This window comes from Wolbachia endosymbiont (group A) of Melieria omissa (assembly GCF_964031125.1).
GTDB lineage: Bacteria > Pseudomonadota > Alphaproteobacteria > Rickettsiales > Anaplasmataceae > Wolbachia > Wolbachia pipientis.
In genome coordinates, this window is the sequence record NZ_OZ035007.1 from 674,002 (window position 1) to 689,852 (window position 15,851).

At 35.3% G+C, this 15,851-nt stretch carries 5 protein-coding genes and 5 pseudogenes; 2 read left to right on the forward strand and 8 right to left on the reverse strand.

Annotated elements, in window-relative coordinates; translation table 11 throughout:
* On the reverse strand, positions 1-2,796 hold the full coding sequence (gene uvrA / locus ACQH2Q_RS03110) for an excinuclease ABC subunit UvrA (protein ID WP_155969437.1): 2,796 nt from the start codon (positions 2,794-2,796) through the stop codon (positions 1-3).
* Between the two features lie 1,242 nt (positions 2,797-4,038).
* Positions 4,039-6,933: a phosphoribosylformylglycinamidine synthase subunit PurL gene (locus ACQH2Q_RS03115; protein WP_425383599.1), complete on the reverse strand. Its 2,895-nt coding sequence runs from the start codon at positions 6,931-6,933 to the stop codon at positions 4,039-4,041.
* A gap of 100 nt (positions 6,934-7,033) precedes the next feature.
* Here ACQH2Q_RS03115 and ACQH2Q_RS03120 point away from each other — a divergent pair, with 100 nt between their 5' ends.
* A complete protein-coding gene (locus tag ACQH2Q_RS03120; RefSeq protein ID WP_425383600.1) occupies positions 7,034-9,823 on the forward strand; it encodes a WPE palindromic element domain-containing protein in 2,790 nt (929 codons plus the stop codon).
* 152 nt (positions 9,824-9,975) lie between these two features.
* Here the strand turns inward: ACQH2Q_RS03120 and ACQH2Q_RS03125 are convergent.
* The 5 genes and pseudogenes from ACQH2Q_RS03125 to ACQH2Q_RS03145 form a co-directional block, all read right to left on the reverse strand.
* Positions 9,976-10,182, reverse strand: a pseudogene (locus ACQH2Q_RS03125) (transposase); the annotation flags it as partial.
* Positions 10,183-10,195: 13 nt separating this feature from the next.
* Positions 10,196-11,521, reverse strand: a complete 1,326-nt coding sequence (locus tag ACQH2Q_RS03130) for an IS4 family transposase (RefSeq protein WP_425383601.1) — start codon at positions 11,519-11,521, stop codon at positions 10,196-10,198.
* A gap of 60 nt (positions 11,522-11,581) precedes the next feature.
* Positions 11,582-12,276, reverse strand: a pseudogene (locus ACQH2Q_RS03135) (IS630 family transposase); the annotation flags it as partial.
* Positions 12,277-12,309: 33 nt separating this feature from the next.
* Positions 12,310-12,692 (reverse strand): annotated as a pseudogene (locus ACQH2Q_RS03140) (IS5 family transposase); the annotation flags it as partial.
* Positions 12,693-12,695: 3 nt separating this feature from the next.
* Positions 12,696-13,661, reverse strand: a pseudogene (locus ACQH2Q_RS03145) (IS4 family transposase); the annotation flags it as partial.
* 102 nt (positions 13,662-13,763) lie between these two features.
* Between ACQH2Q_RS03145 and ACQH2Q_RS03150 the strand changes: the two are divergent.
* A complete protein-coding gene (locus ACQH2Q_RS03150; RefSeq protein WP_155969615.1) occupies positions 13,764-15,092 on the forward strand; it encodes an IS4-like element ISWosp9 family transposase in 1,329 nt (442 codons plus the stop codon).
* On the opposite strand, the pseudogene ACQH2Q_RS03155 reads toward ACQH2Q_RS03150, so the two are convergent.
* Positions 15,050-15,696: pseudogene (locus tag ACQH2Q_RS03155) on the reverse strand (transposase); the annotation flags it as partial. The gene ACQH2Q_RS03150 and the pseudogene ACQH2Q_RS03155 sit on opposite strands and share 43 nt — an antisense overlap.
* Positions 15,697-15,851: the final 155 nt, after the last annotated feature.

Genomic DNA, 15,851 nt, shown 5'->3' on the forward strand with positions numbered 1-15,851 from the left:
TTATAATAAATACGTTTTAAGATACCTGCCTGTAACACTTTCTGGAATTTTTACCACTTCTTCTGGAGTTCCAGTAGCAATCACTTCTCCGCCTTTTATTCCGCCCTCTGGTCCGATGTCTATTATATAATCTGCAGTTTTTATAACGTGCAAATTGTGCTCGATAACTATAACAGTGTTTCCCAGATCGACTAATCTATGGAGTATTTTTAGTAAGTTATTTATATCTTCAAAGTGTAATCCAGTTGTTGGCTCATCAAGAATATACAATGTTCTTCCGGTAAATCGTTTTGATAGCTCCTTGGACAGCTTTATTCGTTGTGCTTCACCCCCAGACAACGTTGTTGACGACTGTCCGAGTTTTATATAGCCAAGCCCCACTTCCTGCAAAGAAATCAACTTTTCTTTTACCATTGGAAGGTTTTCAAAAAAATCACAAGCTTGATCTATCGTCATATCAAGGACATCAGAGATTGATTTTTCTTTATAAGTAACTTCCAATGTTTCCCGATTATACCTTCGCCCTTTACATTGCTCACACTTCACATAAACGTCCGGTAGAAAATGCATCTCTATCTTTAAGTGCCCATCACCCTTACAAGCCTCACACCTTCCCCCTCTGGTATTAAATGAAAACCGGCCTATATTATATCCCCTTGCTTTTGACTCCGAAAGACCTGCAAACCAATTTCTTATATGAGTGAACATACCAACATATGTTGCTGGATTTGACGCAGGAGTTCTACCAATTGGCGACTGATCAACTTCTATAACTTTATCTATATATTCAAGGCCTTCTATTCTATCACACTGACCATACCTTGCAGACGAATGATGTATCTTATGTGCTGAATATTTATATAACGTTTCTATGACTAAACTTGATTTTCCCCCTCCTGATATTCCAGTAACACAAATAAGATTCCCTATAGGAAATTTAACGTTCACATTTTTTAAGTTATTTTCACATGCATTTATTACTTTTATGAACTGAGTTGCTTGCTTTCTTCTCCTTGGAATTAAAATTTTTTTCTCTCCACTCAAATATTGCCCTGTTATGCTCCCCGAATTTCTTTGCACCTGGTCTGGTGTTCCTTCTGCAACAACTTTTCCACCATTTACGCCAGCTCCAGGACCAATATCAATCGCATAATCAGCAGCCATTATTGTATCTTCATCATGCTCAACAACGATTACAGTGTTACCCATGTCTCTTAAGTTTTTTAGTGTGGCAATTAACCGATCATTATCACATTGATGAAGGCCTATCGAGGGTTCATCAAGCACGTACAGCACTCCTGTTAAACCAGAGCCAATTTGTGAAGCAAGTCTGATCCTCTGACTCTCACCGCCAGAGAGAGTGCTAGATTCTCGATCAAGCGTTAGGTAATTCAACCCTACATTCTTTAAAAATGCTAGCCTCTTGATTATTTCATTTAATATTTTACTTGAGATTTGCTTCTGTTGTTCTGTGAGCTTGTCTGGCAAATTTTCAAACCATTTAAGGGATTCATCGATGCTGAGCCCTGATATTTCACCTATATGTTTGCTATCAATTTTTACTGTAAGCGCTTCTTTTCTCAATCTATAGCCAGTGCATTCTCTGCAGTGAGTAACAGAGCAATATCGCTCAACAAGCGTTTCATCATAATCCATCTGGTTTTCTAAGATACTGACCAAACCTTGAAATTTACCGAAGCCAAAGAGTATCATATCTTTTACTTCTTGATCTATGTTCTTCCACGGAACATCAAGGCTAAATTTACAATTTTCAGCCAGTGATAGAATTGCACTTTTTAAAAATCCATAACCTGTGTGCACTTGACGGAACATTGATCCCACTGGCTTTAAAGCGCCTTCAGATATTGAAAGAGTTTCATCTGGCACTATCAGCTTCACATCAATAGCCAGCTTTTTACCAAGCCCATTACACGAACCACATGCACCGTAAGGGCTGTTAAAAGAAAATAATCTTGGTTCTATTTCCTCAAGAGTGAAACCAGACTCGGGGCATGCAAAATTCTCTGAAAAAGTCAGAATTTGACCATTTTTATACTCGGAATTATGGTTGTCAGGTAGGTTTACTATTTCTACATACATTAGACCATTACCAAGTTTTAGTGCGGATTCTATACTACTTGGCAGTCGATTTCCTATATCGCCCAATATTGATATTCTATCTGCAACCACAAAAATGTCGTGTTTCTTGTTCTTATCGAGTTTAGGCAAGTCATCTACATTGTACACTTCACCATCTATTTTGAACCTTACGTAACCTTGTCTTTTAATTTCCAATATCTCTTTAAGATGTTCTCCCTTTCTACCACGCACAACAGGGGCAAGTATATATATCTTAGTTTCTAAAGGTAACGCAATTATAGTATCTACAATTTGAGACACCGTTTGTTTTGTTATTGGTAATCCAGTTGCAGGTGAATAAGGAACTCCTATTCGTGCATATACTAAGCGCAAGTAATCGTAAATTTCGGTAACAGTTCCAACTGTTGACCTTGGATTTTTTGAGATCGATTTCTGGTTGATAGATATTGCAGGAGAGAGACCTGTAATCGACTCAACATCTGGTTTATCCTGAATGTTGAGAAATTGACGCGCGTAAGCTGACAGGCTTTCAACGTACCGGCGTTGGCCCTCTGCATAAATCGTATCAAATGCAAGGCTAGACTTGCCAGAACCACTTAGCCCAGTTATAACAACTAGCTTATTTTTCGGTATATTGACGTCTACACCTTGCAGATTATGTTCCCTTGCGCCCTTAACTCTGATAAAATCGTCCATATTATACCATATAGCGTATTAACCATTATAGCCTCAAAATACGTGAATTTATAGTGATATATTGATTTTCTATTGATTTTTTCAACTGTTACGGAAAATTAAGCAGCGTTTGATAAATCGTCATTCCGCTACTTGTTAGCGGCTGAGATACCGCGACGGTATGACGGTTAAGTAGGCCAGTGCCCCTATGATGTCATCCCAGTGTCAAGCACATAGCTGTACGAACGTTGTAGTTTAGGAGCAATTCCCACCAGTGGACCAGTGCCCAGACACTGGTTCTATGCAACTTAATTAAAAACGTTTGTTTTAGCGTAAGACAACTACCTTTAGCTCATCAGCTCAGTTATAAGCAAAATTTCTGGATTCCAGACTGGAATGACACCATTTGCTGTGCAATTTACCTTCAAAAATGAATGTTCGTACAGCTATGTGTCAAGCACTGGGATGACACCATTCTTTTTTCTGGATTCCAGTGTCTGGGCACTGGAATGACACCCCCCTGATAGGCTCAAATCATAGTGTTTGTACAGTTGTGGGTTTAGGCTACCTATAAATTCTAAACTGTTGTTACGTATTAGGACCACCAAATACACCCCCAGGACCCAAAGTCAGTTTAGCTATATCAGAAAACAGGTTATGTGGAAATCTTAAAATACTTCTTGTTCGCCAAGCAAAATAAATACATTCCTACAAACAAGCAGATGCTCAATACTGACACATAAGAAAACTTAAAAATTAAATCTCTAATGTATATTGATAAGCATTTACCTGCAGAAAATTTGTATAGTAATCCAACACATACAACGGCACTATCAACCACTGATGCTATAATTAAAGTAATGAAATTTGCCATATGAAAATTCAACTTGGACTTCAATTTTTCAAAAATAATTATGCTTGAGAGAAGAGATACTAAAATTGCAGTATATGAAATCAATATCATCAAATTAAAACTTTGCCATTTAAAAACACAACATAGCGCTGTACACACTATTAAGTTGTACGTAGCTTTGCTTCTGCCATAAAATTCAACCATTGAATTTACAACTAAAGCAGCTCCCACAAATAAGGCAGCACATATCATCAATTTATTTGAAGTGTTGAGTAAAGAAAGACTGATAAACAGGAGTATCGATAAAATAGACATAATTACCTACCCAAAATTAATAACATACATTCATTCTAAATAAACATTACATATAGTAAAAGAGTTATTTAGCATAATAAGAAAAATATTTTATATTAGCATGCCACATCTTTCAGATCTACTTTTAAAACATCCTTTATGTTTAGCACCTTTTTCTCTGTTACTTTGCCAATACATGAATAAACTGCACCTTCAAACAATTCTTCAAACCTCTTCTGATTGTGTGGTGCAATAGTAACCAAAATTCTACTTTGCGATTCAGAAAACATTATTATCTTGTTTATTATGTCTGTATTTTGTATTTTTCCTATTGGCACTAGTGAAAGATCGATTTCAGCACCGAGATCTCCTGCAATTAGCGATTTTGCCAGAGCAATAACTAATCCGCCTAAGTTTGGTGCAATTGCAGAGGCAATTATGCCATCTTTTATTGCCTGGTTGTAACGCTCATACAACTTCCTAGCGCTCTTTGCATCAACTTTTGGTACGTTGTTATTACCTATTCCACTATATAACTGATATTCAGATCTACCAAGTTCATCAAGTGTTTCTCCAAGCACGTATATTAAGTCTCCTGGCATTTTTACATCAAGCGATACCGCATTTTCAATATCTTCTATAATTCCAATTGCTGAGATGAGTAATGAAGGTGGTGCAGATATCATCACTTTCTCGCCATTTTCATCATATCCCTTAAAGTCGTTAAACATACTATCTTTTCCGGATATGAATGGTGTTTTAAATGCAGTTGCAAAGTCGTAACAAGCCTCTGCAGCTCTCTTTAGTTGCCACAACCTTTCTGGATTATAAGCATCACACCAACAAAAATTGTCGAGCAACGCTAGATGATTTATATTTCCTCCTGCGGCTACATAGTTGCGTATCGCGGTGTCAATTGCACATGCTGCCATGTGGTAGGTGTCAATTTCTCCATAACTTGAGCCAAATCCTTGCGATTTTACAACACCTTTATTTGAAGAAAGGATTGGTCTTGAAACAATAGCTTCACTGCACACTCTTCCCTTGCCCTGCAGTGGTTTCAGCACTGACGACCCTTGAACCTCATGATCATATTGCACCACTATGAACTCTTTACTGCAAATGTTTGGTCTGCTTAACATTTCTTTTAATTCAATTTCTAAAGAAGGCGAACTTGTTGTCATTCCAGCGCGTGGCGCTGGAAGCCCCTTAGACCACGGCTTTGTCTGTAAATGCATTTTAGGATTACCATCATGCAGAAATTCAGTTCCGATATCCATTATTACTGTCCCTTTAGGACATTTAACAACGGCTTTACCACTCTCATTAAACTCTCCAATCACACAAACCTCCACATCATGTTTTTTCATGATTTGCTTAAACATAGGGAGATTTTCTTCTGGCACTGCTAAGGTCATTCTCTCTTGTGATTCTGATATCCATATTTCCCACGGAGCCATACCATCGTTTTTAAGGAGAACCTTGCTCAAATCAACTTCAAATCCGTCTTTTCCCATTTCACCAATAGACGACGACAGCCCACCTGCTCCATTGTCCGTTATTGCATTATAAAGACCAAGATCTCTTGCTTTTATGACGGCATTGGATAGTTTTTTTTGTGTTATAGGGTCACCAATTTGCACAATCGTTGAAGGGCTGTTTCCCGACAAAGCCTCTGAAGAAAACGTTGCACCGTGAGTTCCTTCTCTTCCAACTCTTCCGCCAATAATTACGATTTTATCGCTGTTTTTAGGCCCTTTGATGTGTGAAGGTGCGTTATTTATGTTGCGCGGAATAATTCCGACACTGCCAACAAAAACTAACGGCTTGCCACAAAATCTATCGTCAAAATATACCGATCCAAGTTGCGTTGGAATACCAGAGCAATTACCAGCAACATTAACACCGTGGATCACTTCTTTCATTATATATTTTGGCGGTAAGATCTCATCAGTGCGCTCTTTGTCCCTATAAAACTTGCCTTTTGCTTCTTTGGCAAAGCAAAAGTAATAGGTATTCATTATAGGCTCCGCGCCTTTCCCGAAACCCACTATATCGCGATTAACTCCAAGCACTCCGGTCATTGCTCCACCAAACGGATCAAGCGCCGAAGGGCTATTGTGAGTTTCAACTTTATCTACGATTAAGTAATCGTCATTAAAAATTATTCCTCCGGCATTGTCGGAGAAAACTGACACACATATGTCAGAATTTATCTCACGCGTTGCACGCTTAATATAATGTGCGTATAGGCCATCTTTTATTTCATCAATAGGAGAGCAAAAGATATTGTGCTTACAATGTTCAGACCAAGTTTGTGCTAGGGACTCAAGTTCAATATCATATGGATTTCTATTAAGTTTTTTAAAGTAATCCTTTATAGCTTTCATTGCTGCCAGAGAGAGCCCTAAAGTGCCGTTACCATTGATTCCATCTCTGCTGATCTTTTCAAGCTCTTGGTCACTTACATTTAGGTTAACAGGCTTAGCATCCTTTTTCACGGACTGATACTGAGTAAACTTTTTATATTTACCGTAATGCCTCCAATAGCAATTGCCGTTTTTTTTATAAACAAGCGTGCAATACTCAGTGATAGGGTTGAATTCTTGCTTTATATAATCTTCGGTTGGCATGCTTCCTTTACCCAAAATAAGTTTTGAACTTCTTGCTTTGATATGAACGCCTTCATCAATGTGGCCCTTGCTAATTAAATACTCTCTAACAATTTGTTTTGCTGTGTTGCCTACATTATCGGTCATGCCAGGTAAGAAGCTTATCTCCAAGCCCCACTCAGCTTGTGGTTCTATGAAGTCATATTGAACTTCTTCAAGGTTTTCGTTGTAGGAATAATAACGGCAGTCTTGTATGACTTTATTATAAAATAGCCCACAAATTTCTTCATATAATTTTGGTGGTAATTCTTTGTGTATATAAATCGAGTAAACGTTGACTAACCATCTGCGGCCAACTTGCTCACATTTATTTAAAATTTCTATTCTGATGTTTGTCATGTAATGTTATAAAAGATTTTAATATATAATAGCATACAAGCACGTTTATATTTTGAATAATTTCTATACAATAAAAGTATTGTATTAATTGTTACTGTTAGTGGGAAGAGTTTTTACCGTTAATGTGGATGAATCTCTTTTTGATGTGCTGGTTCAGCATATATTTTCTGAATATGAAAGAGAAAAAATCCCTGAAGTAAAGATCATACTTCCTTGCAAGAGGGATGTGATAGCGCTGCTGAGTGCATTCAAGAATTATAACGCTAAAAAATGCATAATTTTGCCAGAGATAGTTTCGCTAGAGAACATCGATGAGGAGGATTTAATATTAAATCTTGATAGAGTCAAAGTTATCAAGCCAACAAAAAGGACGCTGCTACTCATTCAATTCATATTGGAGTGGAATAGAAAAAATAATGATAATTTTCCAATTGATTTAGCTTATAGCCTGCCATCATTGCTTGATAAAATTCAGTATACCCAAATGGCAGAGTTCGATGAACATTCAAAAAAAATAGAAAGTTTCATAAATTTACTTATTGAAACATGGAATAAAATTTTAAAAGATTTAGGAGTAGTAGATATATTAGAACATAAGAGTGATTACATAAACAGTATGATAACCTCTTTACAAAAAGACCAATATATAATCTTTGTTGGAATTGGAAAGGATAAGTCGTTAATTAAGGCTATATATGATCTGCCATTTGGAAAAATAATTTTGCCTAACCTGAATTTGAAAATTAAAGAGAAAGACTGGAAATTGCTTGATAAAAAACACTATCAATATTGTCTGAAAGATCTGCTAGGTTATTTAAGTATAGGCAGAGAGGATGTAAGTTTTCTGCCAGAAGCGTGTTCTCCAGTGCCCAGACACTGGGATCCAGAAAACTTAACTTTAAATGAGCGCACCAGGTGGCTGTATAATGAAAACTGGATCCCAGTGTCAAGCACTGGGATGACAGAAGAAAGGGCTGGGATAACAGGAAGTCCTGAGGAATATCTAGATTACGTCTTTGATACAACTGCCGATCTAAGCAAAGTTAGTAGTGGACATGTTGGCAATATTGAAGTCATCACTTGTGATTCCAGAGAGGAAGAAGCACAAGTGACATCATTAATTATAGAAAATGAAGGTTATGAAAACATTTCTTTGGTCGTCTTTGATAAATTACTTGCAGCTCGTATAGCATGTTTATCAAGGCAACACAGTGCCATACCGGAAAATTACCCTTATATAACGCTTCTGCTTTATAGTATCGAAGTTTTGACCTCAAATTGGAGCAGTGTGTCATTACTTTCGCTCCTTAAACATAGGCTAGTGACTTTTGGTTACACTCAAGAAGAGTACACTCGGATTTTATCTGAATTTGAAATAGAGATATTACGCAACTTTAGTACAAATGGCCTGAGCGATATTATAAATGCTATCAATGCCCATAAAAAGCTAAAATACAAAGAAGATATATTACTTATTATCAGTAAGTTAGAGGTTATATTTAATCCTTTACTTCGTTCTATAAATTGCTCTATTTTTGATGTGGTAGCAACTCATTTGCAGTGTATTAATATATTATCTGGTATAAATTTTTCAGAGCTAAATAGTGAAATAGGTAATTTTACCTGTAATTTCTCAAATGCATGTGAGGGTGTAGGAATTAAATGCTCCTTAGAGTTATATAGCCAAATTCTGACCTTATTTTTAGAGGAAGAGTTTTTCTCTGTAGCAAGTGACTTGAATAAATTCAGCTTATATCACAACAAAGTTGTAATACTTGCTGGATTTAATGAAGCGCCAAGCTTTCAAAATCCGCTTTTGAATGCATTTACGAGAGAAAAATTTAATCTTCCTTCCGTGCAAGAAGAGCAGGGGTATTTTTTTTATACTTTACACAATTTGTTTTGTGCAAGTAAGGTTTATATTACAAGATCGCTAAGCCATAGAAAACCAATTCTATTGCAGCGTTTGGAAATTCTACTCAAGGAGGGGAAGCAGCCGTATCGTGATTGGCTAAGGATATTAAATACGCCTGAATGTACTGTTCCATGTACTCAGCCTATGCCAAAACCTCAAACCGAAGTTAGAAAAGAAAAAATGCAGGTGATGTCTTGCAGTGCAATAGAAAAGCTAATTCGTAATCCTTATTCATTTTACGTTGAATATATACTGGGCCTTAAACAATTAAGAGACTTGAATTTTAAGCCATCGATATTGGAATTTGGCACTATGGTACACAACATTCTTGCAAGATATTTACGCAACAAAAAATCTCCAATGAGCATTGCACGAGAAGCATTCTCGACTAGTCAGTTTAATTTTTCAAATATGTGGTGGGTAAGACTACAAAAGATAATTCAATCTTTTGTCGAATTTGATGAAACTCGAAGCAATTATGTTGAGTTGGAAAAGAACTTTTCCTGTCCGATATTTCATATTCCAGCGCGTGACACTGGTTCTTGTGATCAGTATGAAACTGCTTGGATGACAAATAAGCCACAAGAAATTTCACTGATAGCAAGATGTGATAGAGTTGAGTATCTACCAAGTGGGCAAGTGGCAATTATAGACTATAAGCTTGGTACACCACCTTCCAATGAAGAAGTAATGTCGGGATTTTTTCCGCAATTAATTTTACAAGCCTTAGCGGTAGAACATATAACAAAAAGAGAAGTCTCAGAACTTGCTTATTGGAAACTTGATTATGATAAAATAAAAGTTATTTCTATACAAAATTATAGATACAAAATGCAAGAATTAAAAAATGATCTGCCTGGTTTTTTATCTAACTATTTAAGTAATTCCACACCCTTTATTGCCTCTCCATATTTTGATAAATTCCTGAGATTTAACAGCTATAAACAGCTAGAAAGGGTAGGAGAGTGGTTGTAAATGGTGTCATCCGAGTACCTGACACTGGTTTCCATCCAAAAGGGTGTCATCCCAGTGCCCAGACACTGGGATGGCTTTGTTGCATCACACTTTATGAGATGGTGATTTATGGTAAATTCATGTATAGCATTTCTCATAATAGTCCGAACAGGTCATAGGAAGGCAGAATCAACAGCACGACGAAAGGATTCGAATAGAGGAATGTTTTTCCTGGCTCTGTTTTTTATAGCAAACCAATGATGCTCAATTTTGTTGAAATCTGGAGAATAAGGCGGCAGATACAAAATTTCTGCACCAACCCCTTTAGCAAGCTCGATAATCTTATCAGACTTATGAAAAGTAGCATTGTCAAGAATGACCATACGCGTCAAGTTAAGAGATTGTGAGCAAATTTAGAGAGGTTAAAGTGGATACTCTAGCCCTTCTACGTTTGTCTTTTAATGAAAATCGCGACCAAGTTATAGTGAGTTTTTTAAGAAATGCTTTTAAACTATTAGTTTTGGTTAATACTAAAAATAACTCTCTAACCCGCCTTTTTAGCTCAATAAATGCCTTTGTTAAGCTAAGTTCTGTATTCTTTTTCACTTCTGTGCAACCAACTATGCCGTGAAATATAAGAATTGCGCACAATTTAGCATATAGTTCACATAATACTCTGCATGGCTTTCCTTTTAGCTTATCAAGCCTGATATGGCTTTTATACAATTTAAATAATAACTCAATTTGCCACCTTACTCTGTAAATCGTTAATACTTGCTCAGCACTAATTTTATTTTCTGGAACATTAGTTATAAATATTGACCAGTTCAACAATTTTTGATTTCTTTTAGAGGATGTATATCCCTGCGATCTTGCTAATCTATTAGCTTTCCTTCTTCTGGCCATAGACTGTTCTTCAGTTAGTTTCTGACATATAATTCTTACTCTAATTTTTGCTTCTTTTCCTAACAATACCTCGTTTTCTAAAAATAACTTATCCTCTAAACATTCTAATAACTCCATTTTTTGATTTGTTTCTACATCATATATGTTGGTATCGGATTTATAACGACTTATGAAATAAGCTCCTATTTCATTGATTTGTTTAAAAGAACTTGGCACAAAATAACCGAGATCAGATATTAGCAAATCATTGCTTAATATATTACTTAAATGTTTCCTATATCCCTGGTCTGATCTTACCCCCTCCGTTAAATTAAGTTGGTCTATTATCTGATTCATGTAGTCGAAAACTAATTGTAACTTTATTCCAGACTTAGTATTGCTTTCATAGCCACTGTAGCTAGTACCATAACCTTTATACATCTCTTCCATACTGTTAGGTAGAGTAATATAGCTACTGTCCAATAATTTAACACTATTAAATTGCTGTAAGATTTTGCAATCAACTTGCAAGATATTTTTAAAGAGAATCACAGATTCATTATACATCCTTTTCATAAATTCCACTGCTTCTTCAGTAAATCTAAAATCCAAACCTTGTTTTGTTATATCTATCGAGTCCTCGTTTAGTAATTGACACATTGTTTCTACGCTACAATTATCAACTCCTATATTACCCAAGACCATGGCTTTTACGAATGATGAACCTTTTAGCTTTCTCTTTCTTTTTATAAACCTTGTTGTAATTGAGATTTTCTCTGCTTTTTCATTAAAAAATTCTTTGAGCTTTTTTGATAAGCAAGTTATTTTATTCATTGGTTCTCTCACTAAAAGTATATCTGGGAGAACTTATACCTTATTATTCTATCTCTTTCATACCTTTATTTCCTTAACTTGACGCGTATGGTCAAGAATGACAGTCTGTCCAGGTTCCAAGATCGGTGTCAAAAATTGCTCAAACCATCCATTAAAAACATCCATATTACAGTGGCCTTCAAAGGTTAACGGAACAACTATCTTTCTTCCACTTAAGGCTGCAACCATACTGATTCGTTGAGTTTTCTTTCCAGATTTTAAGGCATAAAACCGCTGTCCTTTCTGGCAATATCCGTAGGGGTAGTCTTCGGTGTTATCAATGCCAGACTCATCTATATACACTAAGTTTTTAGGTTCTTTTGTCGCTATAATTTTCAAAAATTCAGCACGTTTTTCTTCGTTTCTTTCCTTGTATCCATATGTCTTTTTTTGCGCGTAAATCCAATTTTTTTAAGGGCTCGATAGATCGTTTGGATACTAACGTTGTTCCAAAGTTTAGCCATTTCCGATAGAGTCTTTCCTCCGTGTTCTCTGGCAAATTTGGCAAAGGTATCCCAGTCGGTAATTTTGTGATTGTAACCCCCATTTCCAAGTTTTTTTGATTGAAAGTCTCCTGTTTCTTTTCTTCTTTGCTGCCACTCCCATAAAGTAGTTCTTCCAATCTTAAATCTTGCTGCCACTGTTTCTCTGCTTTCTCCTTCGTCTAGCGCTTCCATTGCTTTTTTTCTTAAATCATAACTATATGCTGCTGGCATTCAACCTCCTTATCATCATCTACCCTTATCCTATCACATCCGGACTTTTATGGAAAGAGCTATAACTATCTCAAATTTAGCCATACCAATATCAGTGAATTTATTAAGCAAATAGCATTTAGTTCTTTTTCTCGATTTATCTCAGATTTATTCCTAAAACTAAATCCGAATATTTGCTTTAATCTTGAGAAAAACCCTTCAATATAAGATCTTTTCCCATAATTTACTTCTTTTTTCCATTCTTTCATGCCATCTTCACCGTATAATTTTATTAACCTAATAGCAGCATTCCTGTCAGACATATAATCTATTTCTGGATGTTCTGCCGCATTGTTTATTGGTGGAATTTTTGTCTTTATATCATATTCGTTACACAACTTATAAAACTTGTGCCTATCACATGCTCCATACGCGTCAAGTTAAGAGATTGTGAGCAAATTTAGAGAGGTTAAAGTGGATACTCTAGCCCTTCTACGTTTGTCTTTTAATGAAAATCGCGACCAAGTTATAGTGAGTTTTTTAAGAAATGCTTTTAAACTATTAATTTTGGTTAATACTAAAAATAACTCTCTAACCCGCCTTTTTAGCTCAATAAATGCCTTTGTTAAGCTAAGTTCTGTATTCTTTTTCACTTCTGTGCAACCAACTATGCCGTGAAATATAAGAATTGCGCACAATTTAGCATATAGTTCACATAATACTCTGCATGGCTTTCCTTTTAGCTTATCAAGCCTGATATGGCTTTTATACAATTTAAATAATAACTCAATTTGCCACCTTACTCTGTAAATCGTTAATACTTGCTCAGCACTAATTTTATTTTCTGGAACATTAGTTATAAATATTGACCAGTTCAACAATTTTTGATTTCTTTTAGAGGATGTATATCCCTGCGATCTTGCTAATCTATTAGCTTTCCTTCTTCTGGCCATAGACTGTTCTTCAGTTAGTTTCTGACATATAATTCTTACTCTAATTTTTGCTTCTTTTCCTAACAATACCTCGTTTTCTAAAAATAACTTATCCTCTAAACATTCTAATAACTCCATTTTTTGATTTGTTTCTACATCATATATGTTGGTATCGGATTTATAACGACTTATGAAATAAGCTCCTATTTCATTGATTTGTTTAAAAGAACTTGGCACAAAATAACCGAGATCAGATATTAGCAAATCATTGCTTAATATATTACTTAAATGTTTCCTATATCCCTGGTCTGATCTTACCCCCTCCGTTAAATTAAGTTGGTCTATTATCTGATTCATGTAGTCGAAAACTAATTGTAACTTTATTCCAGACTTAGTATTGCTTTCATAGCCACTGTAGCTAGTACCATAACCTTTATACATCTCTTCCATACTGTTAGGTAGAGTAATATAGCTACCATACGCGTCAAGTTAAGGAAAAGTGTAAGTAAAGTTGATAGAGTGAAGGAAAATAATAAGGTATAAATTCTCTTGGATATATGAATGAGAGAACTTACAATGGACAGAATAGCTTGCTTATCAAAAGACCTCAATGAATTCTTTAATGAAAAAGCAGACGAAATATCAATTGCAGTAGGTTTTATAAAAAGAAAGAGAAAACTTAATGGCTCATCATTCATAAAAGCTATGGTTTTTGGTAACATAGGAGTTGATGATTGCAGCATAGAAACAATGTGCCAATTGCTAAATGAAGACTCGATAGAAATTACAAAACAGGGTTTAGATTTTAGGTTTAGTGAAGAAGCAGTTGAGTTCATGAAAAAAATGTATAACGAAGCTTTGTGTTTATTTAAAAAAAGTCTACAGATTGATTGCAAAATTTTACAGCAATTTGGAAGCGTTAAATTATTGGATAGCAGCTACATTAGCCTGCCCAGTAGCATGGAAGATATGTACAAAGGATATGGCAGTAGCTATAGAGATTGTGAGAATAATACCAAATCAGGAATAAAGCTACAGTTAGTCTTTGATTACCTGAATCAAGCGCTAGATAAGTTAAATTTTATGGAAGGAATAAGGTCGGATCAAGGTTATAGGGATTATCTGAACGGTTTATCAGCCAATGATTTGCTAATATTTGACTTGGGCTACTTTGTGCCTAGTTCTTTTAAACAGATTGATGAAGCAGGTGCATATTTTGTTAGTCGTTATAAGTCTGATACCAATATATATGATATAGAAACAAATCAAAAAATAGAGCTATTGGAGTATTTAGAAGGTCAATTATCTTCAGAAAAAGAAGTATTATTAGGAAAGGAAGTAAAAATTAAGGTAAGAATTATATGTCAAAAGCTAACTGAAGAACAGTCTATGGCTAGAAGAAGAAAGGCTAATAAATTAGCAAAGTCACATGGATATACATCTTCTCAAAAGAATCAAAAGTTATTAGATTGGTCAATATTTATAACTAATGTTCCAGAGAGTAAAATTAATGCTGAACAAATATTGACGGTTTATAGAGTAAGATGGCAAATCGAATTACTATTTAAACTATATAAAAGTCATATCAATCTTGATAAACTAAAAGGAAAGACAAATCCATTTAGAGTATTGTGCGAGCTATACGCAAAATTATGTGCTATTCTCGTATTTCACGAAATGGTTGGCTGTGTAAAACTAAAAAAGAACACGGAGCTCAGTTTAACAAAGGCATTTATTGAATTGAAAAGGCGGGTTAGAGAGCTCTTTTTGATATTAAACAATATTGTCAATAATTTAAAAATTTTTCTAAAAAAGCTTACTATAATCTGGTCAAAGTTTTCTTTGAAAGACAGATATAGGAAGACCAGGGTATCTACTTTAAGCTCTCTACATTCCTTAACTTGACGCGTATGATCACATGCTCTATCTGCATATAGTGCTTTTATGGAATGCTGAAAATCAACTTCTTTTAGCAAATCACAAGCTCCATAGTGATCAGAGTAGACACCGTTACTGTATTTTACAGCTATGGCTTTTTTGTTGTTTATATTCAACATTACGTGCAATTTTCTCGTTTGCTCATAGCCACGATATTTTCTGTCAGTGCTATTTTCCTTGCTGTGTGTTGTTGTATATACTAATTCCTGTACTGTCTATAGCAATTTCGATATCTTCCATATTATTTTCTGCAATCATTTATCTTAATATTAAGTTTCTTAAACCTTCTTGATGCTTGTGAATAGCTGATAACTGCCAAATCTCTTCCTATTTGTTACAAATACCCTTTTATAAACCCGACTGTTTGTCTTAAACCAATTCTAAAGAAACTGACGATTATATGCACCAAAATCACAACTTTATCACTATAAATATAGTTGCCGCCCTGCATTTTTGGACAATTCTCGTACCAATTTTCTATGGCGTCATTGATATAACAAAAAATGCGTCCTCTTTCTTGGAGAAATTTGTTATATTCATGGCAGTTACTGACTCTCATTTTTTGTGGCATATTTTTTCTTCAACAGTTAAATGGCTATTTATAATGAATTTTGTCAGTAACTGCCAGTTCTTTTCACTTGAGCGATGCAACAAAGCCCACTGGGATCCAGCTTTTGATCGAAAATGTTGTATAGTGCACAATCAATTTTTCTGGATTCCAGTGGG